The organism is Actinospica durhamensis, from assembly GCF_018139695.1.
Taxonomy (GTDB): domain Bacteria; phylum Actinomycetota; class Actinomycetes; order Streptomycetales; family Catenulisporaceae; genus Actinospica; species Actinospica durhamensis.
On sequence record NZ_JAGSOG010000006.1, the window covers coordinates 63,184 to 84,914 of the forward strand.

At 70.5% G+C, this 21,731-nt stretch carries 16 protein-coding genes; 9 read left to right on the forward strand and 7 right to left on the reverse strand.

Annotation, left to right across the window (positions count from 1 at the left end; all coding sequences use genetic code 11):
• Positions 1-51: 51 nt before the first annotated feature.
• Positions 52-978, reverse strand: coding sequence for an alpha/beta fold hydrolase (locus KDL01_RS02525; RefSeq protein ID WP_212526649.1), 927 nt, complete (start codon positions 976-978; stop codon positions 52-54).
• 79 nt (positions 979-1,057) lie between these two features.
• The gene (locus KDL01_RS02530; protein WP_212526650.1) at positions 1,058-1,639 is read right to left on the reverse strand and encodes a hypothetical protein; all 582 of its coding nucleotides are present in this window, start codon (positions 1,637-1,639) and stop codon (positions 1,058-1,060) included.
• 145 nt (positions 1,640-1,784) lie between these two features.
• Here KDL01_RS02530 and KDL01_RS44360 point away from each other — a divergent pair, with 145 nt between their 5' ends.
• Positions 1,785-5,117: a DUF4132 domain-containing protein gene (locus KDL01_RS44360; RefSeq protein ID WP_212526651.1), complete on the forward strand. Its 3,333-nt coding sequence runs from the start codon at positions 1,785-1,787 to the stop codon at positions 5,115-5,117.
• A gap of 60 nt (positions 5,118-5,177) precedes the next feature.
• Here the strand turns inward: KDL01_RS44360 and KDL01_RS02540 are convergent, their stop codons facing one another.
• Complete coding sequence (locus KDL01_RS02540) at positions 5,178-6,317, reverse strand: TDT family transporter (RefSeq protein ID WP_212526652.1); 1,140 nt, start codon at positions 6,315-6,317, stop codon at positions 5,178-5,180.
• A 187-nt stretch (positions 6,318-6,504) separates the two neighbouring features.
• Here KDL01_RS02540 and KDL01_RS02545 point away from each other — a divergent pair, with 187 nt between their 5' ends.
• On the forward strand, positions 6,505-7,275 hold the full coding sequence (locus KDL01_RS02545; RefSeq protein ID WP_212526653.1) for a metallophosphoesterase family protein: 771 nt from the start codon (positions 6,505-6,507) through the stop codon (positions 7,273-7,275).
• A gap of 94 nt (positions 7,276-7,369) precedes the next feature.
• Positions 7,370-7,690: a divalent cation tolerance protein CutA gene (locus KDL01_RS02550; protein ID WP_212526654.1), complete on the forward strand. Its 321-nt coding sequence runs from the start codon at positions 7,370-7,372 to the stop codon at positions 7,688-7,690.
• 15 nt (positions 7,691-7,705) lie between these two features.
• Here the strand turns inward: KDL01_RS02550 and KDL01_RS02555 are convergent, their stop codons facing one another.
• From KDL01_RS02555 to KDL01_RS02570, 4 genes are all read right to left on the reverse strand, one after another.
• Positions 7,706-10,432 (reverse strand): putative bifunctional diguanylate cyclase/phosphodiesterase, encoded by a 2,727-nt coding sequence (locus KDL01_RS02555; protein WP_212526655.1) that lies wholly within the window; start codon positions 10,430-10,432, stop codon positions 7,706-7,708.
• A 95-nt stretch (positions 10,433-10,527) separates the two neighbouring features.
• Positions 10,528-11,223 carry a hypothetical protein gene (locus tag KDL01_RS02560; protein WP_212526656.1) on the reverse strand — a complete coding sequence of 232 codons (696 nt, stop codon included), beginning with the start codon at positions 11,221-11,223 and terminating at the stop codon, positions 10,528-10,530.
• Positions 11,224-11,333: 110 nt separating this feature from the next.
• Positions 11,334-13,703 (reverse strand): alpha-L-fucosidase, encoded by a 2,370-nt coding sequence (locus tag KDL01_RS02565; protein ID WP_212526657.1) that lies wholly within the window; start codon positions 13,701-13,703, stop codon positions 11,334-11,336.
• 225 nt (positions 13,704-13,928) lie between these two features.
• The gene (locus KDL01_RS02570) at positions 13,929-15,134 is read right to left on the reverse strand and encodes an ROK family transcriptional regulator (RefSeq protein WP_212526658.1); all 1,206 of its coding nucleotides are present in this window, start codon (positions 15,132-15,134) and stop codon (positions 13,929-13,931) included.
• Between the two features lie 166 nt (positions 15,135-15,300).
• Here KDL01_RS02570 and KDL01_RS02575 point away from each other — a divergent pair, with 166 nt between their 5' ends.
• The 6 genes from KDL01_RS02575 to KDL01_RS02600 form a co-directional block, all read left to right on the forward strand.
• A complete protein-coding gene (locus tag KDL01_RS02575) occupies positions 15,301-16,668 on the forward strand; it encodes an ABC transporter substrate-binding protein (protein WP_212526659.1) in 1,368 nt (455 codons plus the stop codon).
• Positions 16,665-17,648 (forward strand): carbohydrate ABC transporter permease, encoded by a 984-nt coding sequence (locus KDL01_RS02580; RefSeq protein ID WP_212526660.1) that lies wholly within the window; start codon positions 16,665-16,667, stop codon positions 17,646-17,648. Before KDL01_RS02575 ends, KDL01_RS02580 begins: the two co-directional genes overlap by 4 nt.
• Positions 17,645-18,481 (forward strand): carbohydrate ABC transporter permease, encoded by an 837-nt coding sequence (locus KDL01_RS02585; protein ID WP_212526661.1) that lies wholly within the window; start codon positions 17,645-17,647, stop codon positions 18,479-18,481. Before KDL01_RS02580 ends, KDL01_RS02585 begins: the two co-directional genes overlap by 4 nt.
• Positions 18,478-19,851, forward strand: a complete 1,374-nt coding sequence (locus tag KDL01_RS02590) for an alpha-L-fucosidase (RefSeq protein ID WP_212526662.1) — start codon at positions 18,478-18,480, stop codon at positions 19,849-19,851. Before KDL01_RS02585 ends, KDL01_RS02590 begins: the two co-directional genes overlap by 4 nt.
• Positions 19,848-20,159, forward strand: coding sequence for an L-rhamnose mutarotase (locus KDL01_RS02595; protein WP_212526663.1), 312 nt, complete (start codon positions 19,848-19,850; stop codon positions 20,157-20,159). Before KDL01_RS02590 ends, KDL01_RS02595 begins: the two co-directional genes overlap by 4 nt.
• A gap of 56 nt (positions 20,160-20,215) precedes the next feature.
• The coding region (locus tag KDL01_RS02600; RefSeq protein ID WP_212526664.1) for a pyruvate, phosphate dikinase at positions 20,216-21,731 on the forward strand (1,516 nt) is incomplete at its 3' end.

Below are 21,731 nucleotides of genomic sequence, written 5' to 3' on the forward strand. Positions count from 1 at the left end.
GGTAGCCTGCCCCAGCCAGGGGTAGGCACCGCCGGGTCCGGCTGCCCGGCGTCAGGCGCCGTCGCGGATGAACGCGGTGAGGGCGGCGGCGACGGCTTCCGGCTGCTCATCGGGGATGAAGTGTCCCGCGTCGGGCACGATGACGCCGGTGACGTTCTCGGCCCACGGGCTGATGGAGGCCGCCATGTCCGGGATGGAGCCGTGGCTGCTGGAGATCCCGAGGACGGGCACGGTCAGCCGCCGCCGCTCGAGCGCCTCGTGGTTCGCGCGCGCCGACTCGGCTGCGTCCCGGTAGTAGGCGAGGCAGGCGCGCAGGCCGCCGTCCTGAGCGACGGCCGCCGCATAGTGGTCGACCTCCGCGTCGTCGAACGCGTCGGGACTCAGGGCCTTCATCCTCAGGAACCAGCCCACGTACTCCCGCTCGCGTCCGGCCAGCAGCGTCTCGGGCAGCTCGGGCACGAGGTGGAAGGCGAAGTGCCAGGTCTTCCACGCCCGAGCCGGGTCGGTGGGAATCGCCTCGGGGAGGGTGATGCCGGGAATCCCGGCGTCGAGCAGGGCGACCCCGTGCAGCCGGTCCTCGAAGTCGAGCGCCAGCGAGAAGGCGACCCAGGCGCCGACGTCGTGCGCGGCCAGCCAGTAGTCCGACACGCCCAGCGCCCGCACGGCGGCGTGCACATACGCGGCGACCGTGTGGGTGTCGTAGCCGCGCTCCGGACGCTCCGAGTGGCCCTGACCCGGCAGGTCGATCGCGATGACGTGGAAGCGCTCGGCGAGGCTGGGCATGACTTTCCGCCACGCCCACCAGGTCTGCGGGAACCCGGCGAGCAGGACCACCGCCGGGCCGTCGATCCGGCCCCCCTCGACGGCATGCAGGCGCACGCCGTCCGCGTCGACCCAGCGGTGGACGAAGCCGGCCAGGTCGCGCAGGGGCAGGTCGCGGACGGGATTATCTTCGAGTCCTTCGAATGAGCTTGGCATGCCCGAACGCTAACATATCTTGTACTGACCGATCCAAGATGGCGGAGTGCTGGACATGGGGAGATGTCGGTGCGGGGACTCACAGCTCCGGGAGGCGGGCTCCGTCGTCGGGTGCGCGGCCTTCCGCGAGCCGGAAAAGGTATCCGCGCAGGCGGCGCTCGAGCGGGCCGTCCAGGTGTGCGGCGAAATCGCGCAGTGCCGGAACCGACTCGCGGTCGTAGTGGGCCGGGCTCTTCGCCCGTGTCCGGACTTCGCCGTCGATCCATTCGCGCACTCGGGCACGTTCGGCCCACCATGCGCGGACGGAACCCTCGTTCCAGTGCGCGTCGCCGTCCCAGGCGTACCCGCCCATGGGTTCGTCCCAGGCGACCCGCAGCAGCGTCTCGACCTCCGCGGGGGTCTGCGGTTGGCGGTAGACGAACTCCATGCCCCACTCGCCGCCGCACAAGACCAGCCCGGGGGCGTAGACCTGCCCGTTGAGGCCGGTGTCGGTCTCCCCGGCGTAGAAGGGGCCCGGGACGTTGAGCCAGCCGCGGTCCTCCCAGCTGCCGGTTCCGATCGACAGCTCGTTCGGGCCGCGCTGCCAGCCGGCCACGATCTGCCGGGCCGTGGGAATCGGGTCCCAGTAGGCGTTTCGTGCTGCGCTGTCGGCGTCGTCCACGGCGGCGAGCGTAGTGCGTCGGCTCCACCTGCGCGGCCTGCGGTGCGGCGAAGTGGACGAGCGCGGGTGAGATCGGTACTCCGAGACTGTCAGTGGGTTCACCTAGACTCGCTGTGAAGGATGGTTCGGGCTGGGGAGGCTACGGATGGCGACGATGACGGCCACGGCAGCGGGCGACGAGGACGTGCTCGGCTTGCCGACGGGGTGGCAGCGGCTTGTCATACCGCGGCGGCGTGGGCGGGCCGGGGCGAAGCCCGCGGTGGCGTCGAACGTCGTCGCGGACTATGAGAGCGCGACGCCGGACCCGAACAGCGTCGCCCGGGTTCTGGCCGACCGGGCCGGTGATCCGCGGTTGGTGGCGCTCTACCGCGGCGAGTCGGGGCGTATCGAGGATGCGACGCCGACGGGCGCGGCGCTGATCGCGTCGATGCGGTGGGCGCTCGGGTCGCGCAAGGCGGGCGATGCCAGGGCGGCCGTGGACGCGTGGGTCGCGGCGCGGGGGCTGGAGTTCGCGGCGCGGGCGACGGTCGAGCGCAGTGACCTGATCGTCCAGGAGACGAAGAACCACGCGCGCAGAATGGGCAGGGCGAGCGGGGGACAGGTGTGGGGCCCGGCAAAGCCCCGCTTCCAGATGGCGGCGCGGATGCGCCACCACCTGTGTGGCGCCGAGGATGCCGAGTACGCGCAGGTCGTCGGGGTGCTCGAGGAATACCGGAAGGCGCCCTGGCCGCAGCGCACCACGGCCGCGTTCCTGGTGCCGGAGCACGTGGAGTGGATCGACAAGCTCGTTGCGCGCCCGCTGCAGTACGCAAGTCTCCAGGCGCCCCTGTTCTATGCGGCGGTCTCGACCGACGCACAGCTCGAAGCCTTCCACCAGCGCGAGCCCTGGATTCTGATTCATGACACCGAGCTCCTGGCGACGCTGATCGACGGTGCCGGGCAGGCCGTGTTCCGTCATGTGGTCGGCGAGTTCGACCGCGGATATATGAACTCCGACGATGCGGAGCGGTTGATGACCGCGCTCGGTTCGTTTCCCACGGATGAGGCCTTCGGTGCCCTGCTGGACCGGGTGCGGCAGCCGAAGGCCGCGGCGGCGATCCTCAAAGCGGCGGAGCGCTTTCCGCGTCGTGGCGTGCGGCTGCTGGCGGAGTCGGCGTCCACGCGGGTGGAGCCGCTGCTGCGTGCGCACGTCCTGGCGAACACAGACGTCGCCGCCGGCGAGCTGGAGGCCTTGAGCGCTCCGGCCCGCAGCAAGGTGGAAGGGCTGCTCGCCCTGGGATCGCAGATCCCGGAGGCCGACCTGTCCGATCTGCCCGAGGCGCTGGTGACGCCGCCGTGGGCGGTCGCGCCGCCGCGGAAGAAGCCGGCGGCCCGCGTCGATCTGGTCGCACCGGCGGAGGCGGCGATGGTGTGGCTGCCGGTCGAGCGTGAGACGTGGGGAAGGTTCGGCCACTACGGGCCCTATCGCGGGCCGACGGGCTCGTGGAAGGAGATCGCCGCCACCATACGAGCGCTGCACCCGAACTACCACGACATGCTGGCCTTCTTCCGCGACGGCCCGGACGAACTCGTACGGCCGCTGCTGGCGACGTGGGACCCGAACTGGTGGCGCGGGGCTGATCTGGACCGGATCTTCGCGCTGCGGTTCGAGGCCGAGGTGCTGCCGCTGCTGATGGCGCGGGTGCGCGAGGATCCGGTTGCCTATGGCCGGGTCCTGGCACCCTTCGCGTACACCGAGGTCGCCGGGCTCATGGCCCAATGGCTCACGCAGCCCAAGAGGGCGCTTCCACACGCCCTGGCGTGGTTCACCCGGCACCCCGACCTGGCTGCCCGTGCGCTGATTCCCGACGCGCTCGGCAAGTCGGGCCCGGCCCGGCGCTCGGCGCAACGCGCACTGCGCACGCTGGTCGAGGAGGGCTTCGAGGCCAACGTCCGCGCCGCCGCGGAGACGTACGGTCCCTTGGCCGAGCAAGCCGTCGCCGACACGCTCGCGCAGGCCGTCGCACCCGTGTTCCCGAAGGTCATGCCGACGCTGCCGTCCTGGACGGACCCGAGCCTTCTGCCGCAGGTGCTGCTCGTGGGCGGTGGCGCGGCCCTGCCCCGAGAGTCGGTGCGGAACCTGTGTCTGATGCTGGCGATCTCCACGCCGCAGCGGCCACTCGCCGCTCTCGACGAGGTGCGCGCGGCCCTCGACCCGGCGTCCCTCGCGTCGTTCGTATGGGCCGTATTCGAAGGCTGGCGCCTTGCCGGGATGCCGGCCGGGGACAGTTGGGCGCTCGAGGCCCTCGGCGTGTTCGGGGACGACGCGGTGGCGGCGCGTCTGGCCGCGGTCATCCGGATCTGGCCGGGCGAGAGCGCCCACCGGCGCGCCGTGCAGGGCCTCGACGTCCTGGCCGAGATCGGCGGCAACACCGCACTGGCCGGGCTCTACGGCATCTCGCGGAAGGTGAAGTTCAAGGCGCTCAAGGATCGGGCCGTCGAGAAGGTCAAGGCCGTGGCGGACGCCCTCGAACTCTCGGCCGAGCAACTCGGTGACCGCCTCATCCCGGACCTCGGGCTCGACGCGGCGGGCGTCATCGAGTACGACTTCGGTCCGCGCACGTTCACGGTCTCGCTCGACGAGCGGCTCAAGCCCGTCGTGCGCGATGCGGACGGCAAGCCGCTCAAGGACCTGCCGAAGGCCGGCGCCGCCGACGATCCGGCGTTGGCCGCCGAAGCTCGAGCGGGCTACTCCGAGTTCAAGAAGGCGACGCGTTCGCTGGCCGCGGACCAGATCGGTCGCCTGGAGCAGGCCATGATCGCCCGGCGCCGTTGGCCGGCGCAGGAGTTCCGCCAGTACATCGTGGGTCACCCCGTGGTGTTCCGCGTCGCCCGTGCGCTGCTCTGGGGTACCTACGCCGAGGACGGCAGCCTGCTGAGCACCTTCCGGATCGCCGAGGACCGCACCTTCGCCGACGTCGCCGATGACGTCTACGTGCTCGAACCCACCGCCCTGGTCGGAATCGTGCACCTGCTCGACCTCGGCGACGAAGCCGCGGCATGGTCGGAGTTGTTCGCGGACTACGCCCTCCTGCAGCCGTTCGACCAACTCGGGCGCATCGTTCTGCAACTCACCGAGGAGGAGAAGAGCTCTGAGGTTCTTCACCGGTTCGACGGGCTCAGCGTCGCGACGGGCAAGGTCGTCGGCCTGGAACGCTTCGGCTGGCACCGCGGCGATCCGGCCGACCACGGGATCCAGACCTGGATGTCGCGGCCGGTGCCCGGCGGCGGCTGCGTCGCCCTCGGCATCGAGCCGGGGATCAGCATGGGAAACCTCGCCGGAGCGGGCCATGAGCAGACGATCACCGAGGTCTGGGTCACCAGCCTGCCGGAGGTCGAGCTCTGGCGGGCGGAGCAGGAGCGCGTGCCGCTCGGAACGCTCGACGCCGTCACCGCCGCCGAGATACTGCGCGACCTGACCGCGCTGACGAGCATGTGAGGCGGGCACACGAGACGAGCGGCCGAGGCGGGCACACGAGACGAGGAGCCGAGGCGGGCCTCAGCGGGGCGCCGGTGCGGACAACGCGCGCAAGCCGCTGCGCGCGGTGAGCAGGGTCACGCGTAGCCAGATCAGCACCAGGGCGATGTAGAGCACTGCCGCGTAGACGCGGAACGGATCGGAGCCGGTGCGCAGGGCCAGCGTGGTCGTGGCGGTCACATACGTGCCGAGAGGGAAGGTGAACGACCACCAGGCGAGCGAGAACGGCAGGCCGGAGCTCTTGGTGCGCGCGGTTAGGGCGGCCGCCAGCGCGGCCCACAGGGTGGCGAATCCCCAGACCGGCACGCCGAACACCACACCGAAGGAGCGCAGCGCGGCCGTGTCGATCGGGTCGAGCGTGAGCCCGGAGACCGCGCCGAGTGCGTTGGCCGCGGTGACCGACTGGCCGAGCGGGCCGAGCACGATCCAGAGCGTGGGCACCGTTGTGGCCCGGCCCGTCTTGTGCACCGCCAGCCGCTGGCAGATCAGCGTGATCGCGATCGCCGAGACCAGCAGGCTGAGACCGAACATGGCGTAGCAGGCCAGCAGCAGGGCCAGCCGGTCCTGACCCGCGGTGGCGAACGGCACGAGCAGCGCCCCGGTCGCCGCCGACACCATCGGTGGGACGACGCACAGCAGCCAGCCGATCTGCACCGCGTCCAAATCCACCGGGCCGCGCGTGAACAACAGGTACAGCACGCTGGCGGTGCACGCCAGGCCCAGGACCGTGCCGATGAACCACAGCGCCCAGTCGATGTCGACCGCGGCGGACTGCGAGAACACCGCGTCGCCGTAGAGCAGCGTGCCCGCGCCGACGACGAGGACGGCGACCGGCGGCGCTCCGTTGAAGTGCCCCTTGGCCAGGTCGGTCAGCCGGCTGCGGGCGACGGCGGGGTGTAGCCGCCACTGCAGCCCGTCGGTCACGGCCAACACGATCAGCATCACGGTCGCCATCGCCCACACGACCGTCGCGGCCGTGTGCAGGCCGCGGAACTGCTGCGGCAGCGTCGCCGCGGCGACCGCGACGATCCCGGTGCCCATGACCGAGGCGTACCAGTTCGGCGCGATGTTCGCGGCCATGAGCGCCACCACGCCGCGGCGTCGTCCGGAACGCTCGCCGTCGCCGGACCCCGGGCCCTGCGCGGGTGGGTCTGTCGCCATGGGCGAGACAGTAGTTCACGACCATGGTGCCGGCGTCACGAACAGCCGCTGTTGGAGTTAAAAGTCATATATCCGGTGGTTTCTTGCTACGTGCAACGGCGTACGCCGAGGACGGCGAGGTGCGGCGGCATGCAGCGGGGTGCAGCGGCGTGCGCCCTGGCGGGGCCGGAGAGCGTAGCGTGCTGATATGGCTGAGGATCTGGGCACTGACACGTTCGGGCGGATCGCGGTGGTCTCGGACGTGCACGGCAACGTTCCGGCTCTCACCGCGGTACTGGCGCAGATCGAGTCGGCCGAGGTCGACCTGGTCGTCTCCTGCGGCGACCTGACCTGGGGCGCCGAACCGGACCGAACGGTACGCCTGATGGCCGGCCTCGGCGCGCGTGCGCGATTCGTGAGCGGCAACGCGGATCGCGCTGTCACGGAACTCTCCGCCGGTCTGCGGGAGGTCACGCGGCCGCGCGAGACCTGGGTGATGGGACTGCACTCGCCCGCGTCGCTGGAGTTCGTCCGGGGCTTCCCGGCCGGCCTGGTGCTGCAGGTGGCCGGCCTCGGCGCGGTTCGGTTCTGCCACGGCTCGCCGCGCGCGGACACGGAACTGGTGACCCCCGGCACGTCGCCGGAGCGCTTCGCCGAACTGAGCGCGGGCGTACCCGAGCGGGTCATCGTCGGCGGCCACACACACGTGCAGTTCGACCACACGGTGAACGGCCTGCGCTTCGTCAACCCGGGCAGCGTGGGCCTGCCCCACCACGAGGGCGAGCCGGGCACCGCGTACTGGGCGATCCTCGGCCCGGACGTCGAGCTTCGCCGGACTTCGTACGACGTCACCGAGGCCATCGAGGTCGGCCACCGCCTCGGCGATCCGGCGGCCGAGGTGATCGAGCGCCTGCTGACGACGCCGCCGACCCCGAGCGAGGTCGAGGAGGATGCCAGGCGGCTGACGTACTCCGACTAGGTCAGCGTGCCGAGTGTCGAGCGCCGCGTCGGCGGGGCAACCCGAACGGGCGTCGGCACGGGCCGGAGCGGCGCGTCGGGCTTAGCGTCCGAGCATGGACGACTGTGTGATGATCATCGCCGGATTTCCCTCCGAGGACGACGCGCATTCCGCCGTGCACGCGGCGGTCGCGGACGAGGCCGCCGCGCGTGCCCGCCTGCTGGGCAAACGGCTCACCACCTGGCGCGGCCCCGACGGCAGGACGACCGAAGAGTTCGAGTGGACGGCCGCGTTCGAGACCGTGATCCTCAAGCGCGCAGACGTGGCCGGCCTGATCAGGCGGTTTCACGGGAACGCGGACACCGCGGCGTGCGCGAGCGTCCGCAACGGGGAGTCGGACTATCAAACCTGGGTGCACAGCGCGACCGGCACGTAGATCCGACAGCCCGCCTCAATTCGGGCCGGCCTGTCGGTCCGCGTCGCGGATCATGGGCCGGCCCGCCTGCCATAGCTGGGTGGCCTGTTCGGCCGGCATGGCGGCCGCGTAGAGGTAGCCCTGGGCGGCGCGGCAGCCCATGTCGCGGAGGATTTCGTGTTCTTCGAGGGTCTCGACGCCCTCCGCCACGCATCTGATGTCGAGCTCGCCGGTCAGCGTGATCAGGCCCTGCACGATTCGGCGCATGCGCGCGGAGCGCCGGAGCTCGTTGGTGAAGGACTTGTCGATCTTGATGAAGTCGACCGGCAGCGTGTGCAGCGAGCTCAGGGCGGCGTAGCCGGTGCCGAAGTCGTCGAGGGCGATGGACGCGCCGAGGTCGCGGAAGGCGTGCAGGGAGGCCGCGATCCCGACGTCGTCCTGATCGAGCAGCACCGTCTCGGTGATCTCGAACACGACGCGGCCTTGCGGGATGGGCGTGTCGGCGAGCACGTCGCGCACGGCGTCGACGAAGTCCTGGTCGCGCAGCTGGTGCACGGAGACGTTGATGCCGATGTAGCAGCCGGAGGCCGATTCGGCGTTCCACCCGATGCCCTGGGCGACCGCGGTGCGCAGCACCTGCGTGCCGATCTGCAGGATCTGGCCGGTCTGCTCCGCGAGCGGGATGAACGTGTCGGGGGCGAGCAGGCCGCGGGTGGGATGCGGCCAGCGCACCAGCGCCTCGAATCCGGATATCAGGGCCGTGTCGAGGCGGACGCTCGGCTGGTACCACACCGCGAGCCCGCCGTGGCGCAGCGCCTCGTCCAGCGCCGTGCGCAGCTCCGAGCGGTTCACCGCCGCGTCGTGCAGGGTGCTGCGGTACCGCTTCCAGGTGTGCTTGCCCTCCTCCTTGGCCTCGTAGAGCGCGAGGTCCGCGTTGCGCAGCAGCAGGTCCAGGTCGGCCGGCTCGCCGTCGGTCACGGCAAGGCCGGCGCTGGCCGCGGCCCGCAGCGGGCCGGCGGTGGTGTCGAAGGTCGGATCGAACGCGGCGATCAGCCGTCGGGCGATCGCCTCGTGCTCCTCGTTCGAACCCTGGCCGAGCAGCACGGCGAACTCGTCTCCGCCGAGCCGGGCGACCGCGTCCTCGGGCCTGACACTGCCCGCGAGCCTCCGGGCGACGCCGATGAGCAGCTCGTCGCCGATCGGATGGCCGAGGGTGTCGTTGACCTCCTTGAAGTCGTCGAGGTCGAGCAGGATCAGGCCGCCGACCGGCGGGGCCGAGGCGTCGGGCGAAGCGCTCGTCGGCAGGTCGCGCAGGCCGGCCCGGTTGACCAGTCCGGTCAGCGGATCGGTGGTGGCCTGGCGGCGCAGCTCGTCCTGAAGGCGCTGTTGCTCGGTCACGTCGTGCAGGGTCAGCACGATGCCCGAGACGGAGGGGTCCTCGCGCAGGTCGCTCCAGCGCGATTGGGCCGTGACTGGGCGCCCGTCCGCCGCGGTGACGGTGACCGACGAGGGCAGCGCGGACTCGCCGGTCTCGGTCCCGGTTCCGGTTCCGGTGCTCTCGGCGGTCGGTGTGGATTCCTCGCCGAGGATCTCCGCGAGTTCCTCGGCGACCCGCGGCTTGTCCTCGCCGCTGAAGATCTCGGAGATCGCGGTGCCGGAGGGGACCTCACCCAGCAGGCGTACGGCCGCGGGGCTGGCATAGCGCAGCGCCCCGTCCTGCCCGGCGATGAAGATCGCGTCCGAGGTGTCCGCCACCAGCGCCTGGAAGTAGGCCTCGCTCTCCCGCCGACGGAGCGTCTGCTGCCAGGCGTTCATGGCCTTGACCAGCCGGGCGAACACGAGGCCGAACAGCACCACGCAGTATCCGGCGAGGAACTGCTCGTCGCGCCGGGAGGCGTGTCCGGCGTCGAGCAGCAGCAGGGCGGGGCCGATCAGGGCCGCGCACCACAGCAGCACGATCCAGGTGCGCGGCGCGGTCAGCGCCCACGGCCGCCGCGTCGGCGGTTCGCCCACGTCCTTCATCGACGGGCACAGCGCCGCCGCGCCGATGCAGACGAAGAACGCGGCCCAGCCGAGATCGGCGCCGAGCCCGGGCGTCCAGGACGGGTGCAGCTGGGCCAGCCCGTAGATCGCGTCGGAGGAGAGCAGCCCGAGCACGCCCACCAGCAGCAGCGCGACCGGGAGCGAGCGCAGCCGGCCCGCGAGCGGCAGCCGGAGCGCGAGGGCGAGCAGCACGGCGTCGGCGGCCAGGTAGGCGATCAGGATGGCCCGTTCGAACGAGGTGAGGTGGGGCAGGCGGGCGTAGGGCAGCACGAAGATGCTCCAGGTCGCCGCGGCGAGCCCGGTCGAGACGATCAGCACGTCGAGCAGCGTGCCGGTGGAGTACTCCGGCGGATCGCGCCGGGCGAAGCCGACCAGGCCCGTGACGGCCAGCGGATACACCCCGAGGTAGAACGCGTCCGCCCAGCTGGGGAAGGGCACCCTGCCGCCGACGTGGCCTCCGGAGAAGTGGTAGGCCAGGTCCCCGGCTGCCTCCGCGGCGAGTGCCCCGGCCAGCAGCAGCCACGGTGCCCGCGCCCGCGGCCGATGTCTTCGTACGCCGACGAGCACGGCCGCGACCGCGACCGCCCCGAGCAGCGCCCACCACAGCGCTCGCCACTGCGGCGCCGCGAAGTAGCAGCCGATGAGAACGGCGGCGCACCCGAGCAGCGCCCCGACGGTGGCCGAGGTGCTTCGCAGGGGCAGGCCGGCGCGGATTCCCACATGACCGGTTTACCAACTCTCGCCCGCCCGGACCCCTCGACGCAGCCGAACGAGGCGCGGCCAGGGACGATGCCGACCGCGCGCGGATTTCCGCGCTAGACGTGGTTGTCGGCGGCGAGGACCGGTCCGCCGGCCGTCGAGTGCAGTTCGGCGCGCGAGACGGTGACCGCCGGATCCGAGATCGAGACGGTGAGGGTGTACGGCGGCTGGCCGGTGATCGTGTCGTGCGAGTCGGACGGCGGCGAGAGTTCGTTGTTGACGTCCATGACGTCGTATCCGGGGCACAGGGCTGCCGCGGGTAGCTTCAGCTCAGCGCTCAGACCGTACGCGTTGCCGACGCGGATCTTGCCGTTCGGCAACCGGGCGGAGGGATCGTCGAGCGTGACCGGCAGGTTGTGCGCCCCGCCGACGAGGCCGTTCGGTCCTTCGATCTCCACGGCGACGCCCAAGGCGCCGAAGGGGGCGGTCAGGTCGAGAGAGTGTGCGCTCGAGCCCGTGGCCAGCGAGAAGCTGATGGTGAACTCTCCGGGGTCGCCTTGCCCTGAGACCTCGGCTCCGTAGGACCCGAGGACCATCGCCGGGCCGGCCGGCGTTCCCGGCAGCATCCCGCCGATGTCCGTCACCGTGCTCACGGCGAAGTATTGGTATCCCTTGGTCCCGCACTTGCTTCCGTCCGAGACACCGCCGCCGACCAGCGGCATGTCCTGGGTGGACCCCGCCGCCGCGGGCTGGTTCAGTCCGAAAAGCCGCTGATGGTAGGCGTACCCGAGGATGACGAGAAGCCCGATCATCCAGGGGACCGCGCCCCGAAACCCAGCTCGCACTCAACCTCCCCTGTGGATGCGCAGTGGAGAGTATCGCAACTCTGGGTTCCGGGGCTCGGCGGGCTCGGCGGGCTCGCTCAGGGCCAGATCTGGAAGGCGTCGATCTGCACGTACGTGCCACCGGTCTTCACCAGCTGCAGGGTGTGCGTGGCCGGTGTGAGGTCCCTGACCTGGTAGAGGAACTGCTGCGCCGTGTACGCGCCGGAGTACGACGCCGAGGTCGTGCCGACCTGCACGCCGTCCAGGATGACGTTCGCCGTGCCGTCCTGGGACTCCATCGGGCCGATGTAGTCGATTCCGGTACCGGTGAAGGTGATCGTCGCGGTTCCGCCGTTGGCGGCGGTGTAGTGGACGTCGTTGTCGTAGTCCCCGGCGCCGCGGTTGCCCGTGTACGTCCAGGTGCCGTCGTAGCTGATCGACGCGTCGGTGTCGTTGACCATGGTCGGGTTCGGCACGACGCGCAGGGCGTCGAGCAGCATGTAGGTGCCGCTCGTCTTGACGGCCTTGAACGTGTGCTGGCCCGGCGTCAGGTGGCGTGCGCCGTAGAGGACCTGCTGGGCCTGGCGCGAGCTGCTCGACGCGTTGACCGTGGTGATGAGGACGCCGTCGACGTAGATCTCGATCTGGCCTTCGTCCGAGTTCTTCTCGCTGATGTAGTCGATTCCGGTGCCGGTGAAGGTGTAGCTGAACGAGTCGCCGTTGGTCGTGGTGTATTGGACGTCGGCGTCGTAGTCGCCGTATCCACGGCCTGACGACAGGCTCCAGCTGCCGGTGTAAGTGATGCCCGGGTCCGTGTTGTTCACGACGACGGCGCCGGTGGGCACGGCCGGGACCGTGCCGTGGACGGCCTGGCGCAGGTCGACCAGCATGCGCCGGTCGACGTCCGCGACGGTGCCGTCCTCGTACATCATCAGGTCGATGCTGACCGGCACGCTGCGGGAGGAGGCGTCGGCGATCCAGCCGATCAGCTTGTTGCTGGTGGGCGCGAGCGAGGTGTCGGGGGTGATCTTCTGGCCCTGGGTGTGCACGCCCCAGTCGGCGTCGAGGATGAACATGCCGTGCTGCAGCAGTCCGGTGGCCGGCCCGCCGGTGAAGACGCCGTTCGCGCCCACCGGGGCGCTGCCGAGCTGGGACTGGCCCTGGCTGGACTCGCCGAAGTACACGTCCTGGAAGTCGGTGACGTTCAGCCCGCCGATGGGGCTGCCGCTCCAGGAGATCAGCCGGTTCGGATTGCCGGTGCGGGCGGCCTGCTCCAGGGCCTGGAACGGAGCCGGGTAGTAGATGACACCGTCGTCGAAGAAGTACCCGTCGAGCTTGGTGCCGTACCGGTTGCCCAGGGCGGTGAGGACCGTCACCCAGTTGTTCAGGAAGGTGGAGCGGTCGCCGGAGCCGTCGGCCGAGAACTCGGTGGGGAAGTCCTGATAGGGCCACCAGGCCGAGTCCTCGTCGCCGGTGTGGTAGTACAGCAGGAACCTGACGCCGGCGTTCTGGCAGGCGGTGGCGATCTCGCCGATCAGGTCGCGGCTCGCGGTGAGCCCGGGGGAGGCCGGCCCGCCCGCCGCGGTGACGATGGTGTCGATCTGGGTGACGGGCGCGTCGACGTGGTAGCCCCACCAGCTGAAGGACCAGACGACATAGGAGGCCCCGGACTCGGTGACCAGGCTCATGAAGGCATCGACGTTGAAGTCGTTCGCCTGCTGGGTGAGGGACTTGGCGGGGCCGGCGTTGTTCGGGAAGCCCCACGAACCGTACTGGAACATCAGGCCGTAGGGGGACTGGCCGAACCAGGACGTGTCGGCGCGGGCGGCGGCGACGGCGCTCTGGTAGCTCGTCAGCTGCGAAGCCGGTATGAGCTCGAGCGACTTGACGTAGAGGTCGTCGCTCAACGTCCCGGTGCGGGTGAGAGTGAGGGTGCTGGTGCCCGCGTCGAGGGTGAGCTGGCCGATCGGCAGGCGCTGCCAGGTGGTGGTGCTCGCGGTGGCGGCGGTCACCGTGCCGCTGGAGGCTCCGGTCGCGGTGACGGTCAGCTGCTGGCTCGGCTGGGCGTCGACGCACGCGTAGATCTCGAAGGACTCCGTGCTGGTGACGGACACCTGCCAGGAGAGGTAGTCCGAGGTGGTCAGGAAGTCCTCCATGTAGAAGTTCTTCCGCCCTTCGGTGGGGTCGAGCATCTGCATGTCCGAGGTGTGCGCGGCACTGGCGGCCAGCAGCACGGTGGTGACGTCGGTGGTCACGCCCTGGGTGATCGGGAAGGGCACGGCGCCGGCCTGCGGCACCACGGTCGCGGCGTACGCTGCGACCGGGGCGAGCAGATCGGAGCCGGCGTTCAGCAGGACGGCGCCGGCGGCGGCGCCCCCGAGCAGGCGGAAGGCCGAGCGGCGGGTGAATCCGTTCGGCACGGCCGTTGCTTCGGCGGCGGACGGGAGGGCGCGGGGGGATCCAGGCATGGAGACTCCTGTGTCTCGGCAGGCGCGGTGGCACACCTGCCGGTGGCAAGCCGGGGGATGGGGGGAAGAGAGGCGGACGGCGCGTCGGGCGTCGAGGACGCCGTACGGGGCGGGCGCCGCCTCGGCTGGGGTACGCGCCGTGAAACTACGCCGAAACGGTGACGGCGGTCAAGCCTTTCTGTCTGAAAGCCAGACAGATTTAAGTGCGAGCCGGGTGTGCGACCGTCACGGCAGTGGGCTGATGCCGTCGGCCAACGCGAGCAGCGCCGCCAGCGCGGAGCCCTCGGCCGCGGCCCAGGCGTCGAGGCCGGAGACCTCGAGCTGCTCGTACTCGGGCGCGGGCATGAGCAGCGCGCGGCGGAAGGACTCGCGTGCGGGGGCGAGCAGCCAGGGCGCCAGGCGGGCGTAGTGGCCGCCGAGGATGACGGTGCGCGGATCGAGCATCGCGCACACCAGCGCGGCGCCGCGGCCGAGCCAGGCCCCTGCGTCGGCCAGCGCCTCGAGGACCCCGGCGTCGCCGCTCTGCGCGCGCGAGGCGATCTCCTCGACTCCGGCGCTGATCCCGATCGGGGTGCGTCCGGCGCGGCGCGGCGTGCTGGCGTTCTCCAGGCAGGTGGCGATGATCGCGGACAGGCCGGCGCGGGTGTCGAGGCAGCCGCGCCGCCCGCACACGCACTTGCGGCCCTCGGCCTCGACGATCAGATGCCCGACCTCGCCGGCCAGTCCGCGCTCCCCGCGCCAGAGCTGGCCGCCGGCGATGATTCCGGCCGAGATGCCGTAGGTGCCGGTCAGGTACACCAGGCTGGTGGTGGGCAGGCCGTCGCGGCGGCGCCGGCGCAGTTCGGCGAGGGCGGCGAGGTTCGCGTCGTTGTCCAGCAGCACCGGCGCCCGGCCGCCGAGCGCCTCGGCGACGCCCGCCTGCAGGGCCACGTCGCGCCAGCCCAGGGTGGGCGCGTACTTGATCGTGCCGCTGGTGGCGTCGACGAGCCCGGCGACGCTCACCCCGACCCCGAGCAGCTCGCGCCCCTCCTGGTCGAGCACGTCGAGGGCCTCGTGCAGGACGGCGGCCGCGTGCCGCAGCAGGCCGCGCGGGTTGACCGCGTCGGGGGTGGCGGAGCGCTCTATCCGCAGCAGCTGGCGCCCGCGCAGGCTGTAGACGCCGGCCAGAACCCGGTCCGAGCCGATCTCCAGGCCGGTCACGGCATAGCGCTCGTCGTCGAGGTCGAGCAGTGCCACCGGCCGGCCGCGCTGGCCCTGCGGCGTCGTGGACAGCTCGGAGACCAGGCCGCGGCGCATCAGGTCATTGATGATCGGCGAGGTGGTGGCGCGGGAGAGGCCGAGGGCGGTGCCGAGCTCCGGCCGGGAGAGCGGGCCGTGGTGGATCAGGTGGCGCAGGGCCCCCAGCACCGTCTTGTCGGTCTCGCCGGACACGGACACTCCTTCGGCTTCGGTCAGCAGATCTTCGCACACGGCCGGGCGGCGCGTCCGGCGCTTCGGGTCGGCGTCCGCCGATTCTCACGAATGCGTAACGGGACTTGTTTATGTCTTCATCCTAGACGTTAATAGGCGGCACCCCCTCAACCCTTCGGAGGAGAGCATGCGCAAGGAAGCGCAACTCGGCCGTCTGCTCGGCACCGCCGGCGCCGCCGTGGCCCTGATCCTCACCGCGGCGGCATGCGGCAACAGCGGCGGCGTCGGCGGTTCGTCGAACGCCGCCCAGGCGAGCGTCGCCGCCGGACAGAGCGTCACATTGAACTACTGGACCTGGTTCCCGGCGCAGACCACGCTGCAGAAGTCGATCGACGCGTTCGAGAAGGCGAACCCGGGCATCAAGATCAACCTGCGTGAGTTCACCAACACGAACTACCAGACGGAGCTTCCGCTCGCGCTCGGCGGCGGCCAGTCACTCGACATCGTCGGGGTGCAGGTCTCCGCGATGACCAACTCCGTGCGCAAGAACCTCAGGCCGGTGAGCGACTGGGCGAGCGACCTGCCCTCGAACTGGCAGAGCCAGATCAACTCCACCATGCTCGACCAGACGCAGAAGATCGCGCAGGACGACACGCTCTACTCGATCCCGATGGGCTCGATCGGCAGCGCCTTCGTCTACTCGAACCAGGCGCTGCTGGCCAAGGCCGGGATCACCGCCGAACCGACCACCTCGGCCGAGCTCGCCGCCGACGTCGCCAAGATCAAGGCGACAGAGCCCGGCGTGACCCCGGTGGCCTTCTCCGGTGAGTCCTGGTGGCAGGACGAGGTGTTCTTCACCGTCGCGGACCAGATCGACCCCAAGCTCTCCGACGAGCTCTACACCGGCAAGGTCGCCTGGAACAGCCCGCAGATGGTCAAGGCCCTCACGGCGTATCAGAACCTGTTCTCCTCCGGCACCCTCGGCACCGGCACCCTGAGCCTGAAGGAGGCGGACGCGGACAACGCGTTCAACTCGGGCAAGGCCGCGTTCCTGCTCGAGGGCTCCTGGGACAGCTCGGTGCTCTCCTCCGCCTACCGCCAGGCGAACGGGATCAGCGTCGCGGACGTCGGCGCCGGCTACCTCCCGGTCTCGGTCGCCGGCGGCTCGCCCGCGGCCCGCACCTACGCGGAGGGCGGCCTGGCGATCCCGAAGAGCTCCCAGCACGTGGCCCAGGCCGCGAAGTTCATCCAGTTCATGACGCTCAGTCAGCAGGGTGAGTCGACCTGGGCGCCGGACCTGGTGCTGGTGCCCTCGCTCAACGGCTACACGGTCCCGTCCTCGGTGCTGACCAGCCCGGCGGCTCAGAGCGGCTACCAGACCATCGCGCAGACCATCGACGCGGGCGGCTCCGGGCGCGGGGAGTACTCGACGACGTTCACCTCGGACGTGCTGGACAACAGCCTGCTCCAGGTGGCCCGCAGCCAGATCACCCCGCAGGCAGAGGCGGCCAAGCTGCAGTCGGCCTGGGCCAGCGGACGGTACCCGCTGCAGTGAGCACGCACACCTCCACGGTGCGGCCGGGCGCGACCCTCGCCGAGGGCCGCCCGGCCGGGCCGGCCACCCAGCCCCCGCGGCGGCGCTCCGCCGCGGCCCGGCGGCTGCGACGCCGGGCCCTGATCCCCGCCCTGTGCTTCCTGGCCCCGATGCTGGCGCTCTACGGGGTCTACTACCTCTACGCCTTCGTCTTCCTCGGCCAGACCAGCCGGGAGAACGTCGACCTGTCCTTCTCCGGCGCCACGGACGCGGGCTGGCGCAACTTCCGGCTCGTGCTGACCGACCCGCTGTTCTGGAAGTCGATCGAGAACAACCTGCTGTTCGCCGCCGTGCAGATCGCCGTCGCGCTCACCCTCGGGTTCTTCCTCGCGGTGAGCCTGTCCAGCGGAGTGCGCTTCCGGCGGTTCTTCTACATCGCCTTCCTGCTGCCCTCGCTCGTCCCGCTCTCGCTGTTCGCCACCGTGTTCGGCCAGATGATCCAGACCAACGGCGGCGCGCTCAACCAGACCCTGTCAGACCTCGGGCTCGCCTCGCTCGCCCAGGACTGGACGGGCAGTCCGACCGCCGCGTACGTCGCGGTGTTCCTGCTGCTGACCTACCTCATCGGCCTGCCGATCATGTACTACACCTCGGATCTGACCATGGTGAACACCGCCGTGCTCGAGGCGGCGCAGATCGACGGGGCCAGGACCGGCCAGATGCTGCGCCTGGTGCTCTTCCCGATGCTGCGCACCACGCACAAGACGGTGATCCTGTCCGTACTGCTCGGCAGCTTCCGCTGGTTCGAGCTGATCTACTTCTCCACCGGCGGCCAGCCCAGCGGCGGCACCGGGATCGCCGGCACCTACATCTACGGCCAGATGTTCCCCTCCACCGGCAGCGCCGAGATCGGCTACGCCTCCGCGGCCTCGGTCATCGTGCTGCTCATCGCGATCGCCGTGTCCGCGGTCAACGTCCTGGTGCAAAGGAGGCGCCCATGACCGCCCAAGCCAATCCGCTGCGGCGCCTGCGCGAACGCGGCCGCGACAACGCGGCTTTCTACGCCGTGCTGGTGATCGGCGCGGCCCTGTGGCTCTTCCCCCTGGTCTCCACGGTCCGCCAGTCGGTGCAGTTCGGCGGGTTCCACAACTACCTGACGGTGCTCACCACCGACTACAACGGCGTCAACCTGCTCCGCGCCTTCGCCAACAGCCTGCTGATCGCCGCCCTCACCGTCGTGCTGACCTGCGGCATCGGCGCGCTGGCCGGCTACGCCTTCGCGAAGATCGATTTCGTGGGGCGCGAAGGGCTCTACCACGCCTGCCTGCTGCTGCTGGCGGTGCCGGCGGTGGCGATCATGGTCCCGGTCTACTGGATCACCGGGAACCTGGGCCTGTTCAACTCCCCGGTCGGCGTCTCGCTGCCCGAGGTGGTGCTCACCCTGCCGTTCGCGGTCCTGCTGCTGCGCAACAACGCAGACTCCATCCCCGACGAGCTGATCGAGGCCGCCAGGATCGACGGCGCGAGCCACCTGGTCGTCTTCCGCCACATCTTCCTGCCGCTCTCCCGCCCCGCGCTGATCAACCTCGCCGCGCTGTGCGTGGTGTGGTCGATCCAGGACTTCATCTTCTCCTCGATGCTGCTGACGAACGCGAGTTCGACCACGGCCGCGCAGGCGGTACAAAGCATTCAGGGGGCCTTCTCGCCCACCCCGATCGAGCACTCGCAGTACTTCGCGGCACTGATGCTGCTGGCCGTGCCCGCGATCGTGATCGTGGTGCTGGGGCTGAGGTTCATCACGCAGGGCATGACCGCCGGAGGGGTCAAGGAATGACGATCGATCATCAGGGGCCGGACACCACCTGGTTCCGCGGCCTTGGCCTCGGCGTGTTCATCCACTGGGGCCACGCCAGCACCCGCGGGTGGGAGCTGTCCTGGCAGATGACCGGGGGAGTCACGCTGCAGGAACCGGAACTCGAGCCGGTCGGCTGCGAGGAGTACTTCGCCAACGCCGCCGGCTTCGACCCCGACTCGTTCGACCCGGCGAGCTGGGCCGAACTGGCCTGGCGGGCCGGAGCCAGGTACATGGTGTTCACCGCCAAGCACCACGACGGGTTCGCCATGTTCGCCTCCGCCCTGTCCGACTACTCCGTGGTCAAGCACGCGCCGTTCGGGCGGGATGTGACCGCCGAGATCGTCGACGCGTTCCGGGCCCGCGGTTTCCGCATCGGCCTGTACTTCTCCATCGTCGACTGGCACCACCCGGACTACCCGCGCTTCACGGACGAGACGATCTCGAAGCCGTACGTCGTCGGCATCTACCCGAAGGCACCGGAGAAGTGGGAGCGCTACCGCTCCTTCATGCTCGGGCAGCTCGGCGAACTGCTCACCGGCTACGGCCTGATCGACCTGGTCTGGCTCGACGGCGAGTTCGAGCACGGCGAACAGGAGTGGCGCTTCGACCAGATCCGCGAGTTCATCCGCGCCCGGCAGCCGCAGGCGCTGGTCAACGACCGCTGCGTCGGCCACGGCGACTTCGCCACTCCCGAGCAGCAGCTGCCGGTCATCGCTCCGGACCGGCCGTGGGAAGCGTGCATCACGATGAACTCGACCTGGGGCTACGTGCCCTGGGACGAGACGTGGAAGTCATCCGCGACGATCCTGCACACGGCGATCGAGTCCGTCGCCATGGGCGGCAATCTGCTGCTGAACCTGGCCCCGCGCGGCGACGGCAGCCTGCCGCCGCAGGCCGTGGACCGGCTCGAGGCACTCGCCCGCTGGTACGCCGTGCACGGGGAGAGCGTGCAGGGAGTCAAGCCCGGCCTCGAGCTGTGGCAGTTCCACGGCCCCTCCACCACGCGCTCCCGGCCCGACGGCGGGGCCCGGATATACCTGCACCTGACCGCGCGGCCGTACGAGCGCGCCGTCGTGCGCGGCATCCCGGTCAAGCGGGTGGAGAGCGTCAGCCTGCTGAGCGACGGGCGCGCGCTGCCGTTCACCGTCGAGCAGCGGCTGAGCGACATCCACGCACGCACTCCGGACCCCTCCGGCGAGCTGCGCATCACCGTCGATTCCGAGCTGCTCGACCCCCTGTGCACGGTGCTCGCCGTGGACCTCGCGGCACCGTCCGACCCTGGCGAACCGATGCAGGACCTTGATGGTCCGCGCACGCCGTCGTCGAGCACGAATCGGACCCGGCCATGAGAATCGCCCTGCACACCCGCGTGCGCGCCGACCGCATCGAGCAGTACGAGGCCGCGCACCGCGAAGTCCCCCCGGAACTGCTCGAGGCCATCCGAGCCGCCGGCGCCACGAACTGGACCATCTGGCGCAGCGGCACCGACCTGTTCCATGTCATCGACTGTGAGGACTACGACGCCCTGATCGCCCACGTCGGCGCCCAGCCCGTGAACGCCGCCTGGCAGGCGCGCATGGGCGAACTGCTGGAAGTCGCCCACGACTACTCCGCCGGCAGCGCCGACGCCCCGCTCCCGATCGTCTGGGAGCTGTGACCGCGGGCGACGGGCCCTGATGTCCAGCCCTCTCACCCTCAGGAGTGCGCTTCACCATGCCTCAGTACGTCTACGACTTCAGCGAAGGGCACAAGGATCTGAAAGACCTGCTCGGCGGGAAGGGGGCCAACCTCGCCGAGATGACCAACCTGGGTCTTCCGGTGCCTCCGGGGTTCACCATCAGCACGGATGCCTGCCGGGCCTACCTGGCCGCGGGCCAGGCGCCGGAGGAGCTCGATGAGCAGATCAACACGTACCTCGAGGCGCTCGAGGAGCGGATGGGGCGCAAGCTCGGGGATCCGCGGGACCCGCTGCTGGTCTCGGTGCGCTCGGGCGCGAAGTTCTCCATGCCGGGGATGATGGAGACGGTGCTCAACATCGGGCTCTCGGACGCCTCCGTCATCGGCCTGGCAGCCGTATCCGGGGACGAGCGGTTCGCCTGGGACTCCTACCGGCGGCTGATCCAGATGTTCGGCAGGACCGTCCTCGGAATCGACGGGGAACACTTCCCGACCCCGGACCCGAAGCTGACGGCTGATGAACTGCGCGTCCTGGTGGACGCGTACAAGGCGATCGTGCGTGAGCAGGCGGGGCGGGAGTTTCCGCAGGACCCGCGTGAGCAGATGGACCTGGCGATCCGGGCGGTGTTCGAGTCCTGGAACACCGAGCGGGCGATGCTCTACCGCCGCCAGGAACGCATCCCGCACGACCTGGGCACCGCGGTGAACGTGTGCGCGATGGTGTTCGGCAACCTGGGCGAAGGCTCGGGTACGGGCGTCGCGTTCACCCGGGATCCGGCCACCGGGCACACCGGCGTGTACGGGGACTACCTCGCGAACGCGCAGGGCGAGGACGTGGTGGCGGGCATCCGCAACACCCTGTCGCTGCACGAGCTCGAGGACCTGGACAAGGCCTCCTACGACGAGCTGATGCGGATCATGTCCGTGCTCGAGGCCCACTACCGGGACCTGTGCGACATCGAGTTCACCATCGAGCGCGGCAAGCTCTGGATGCTCCAGACCCGGGTCGGCAAGCGCACCGCGGCCGCGGCGTTCCTGATCGCGGTCAACCTCGTGGACGAAGGCGTGATCAGCCCCGACGAGGCACTCGAGCGCGTCAACGGCAACCAGCTCGCCCAGCTGATGTTCCCCCAGTTCGACCTCGCCGGCGCCCCCAAGCGGATCGCGAAAGGCATGAACGCCTCCCCCGGTGCGGCGGTGGGCAAGGCGGTGTTCGACTCCTACACCGCGATCAAATGGTCCCGCTCGGGCGAGCGGGTGATCCTGATCCGGCGCGAGACCAACCCGGACGACCTCGGCGGCATGATCGCCGCCCAGGGCATCCTCATCTCCCGCGGCGGCAAGACCTCCCACGCCGCCGTGGTCGCACGCGGCATGGGCAAAACCTGCGTGTGCGGCGCCGAGGAACTCGACGTCGACACCAAGGCCCGCCGCTTCACCGCCCCCGGCGGCCTGGTCGTGGAAGAAGGCGACCTGATCTCCATCGACGGCTCCACCGGCGCGATCTACACCGGCGAAGTCCCCGTCGCACCCTCCCCCGTCGTCGAATACT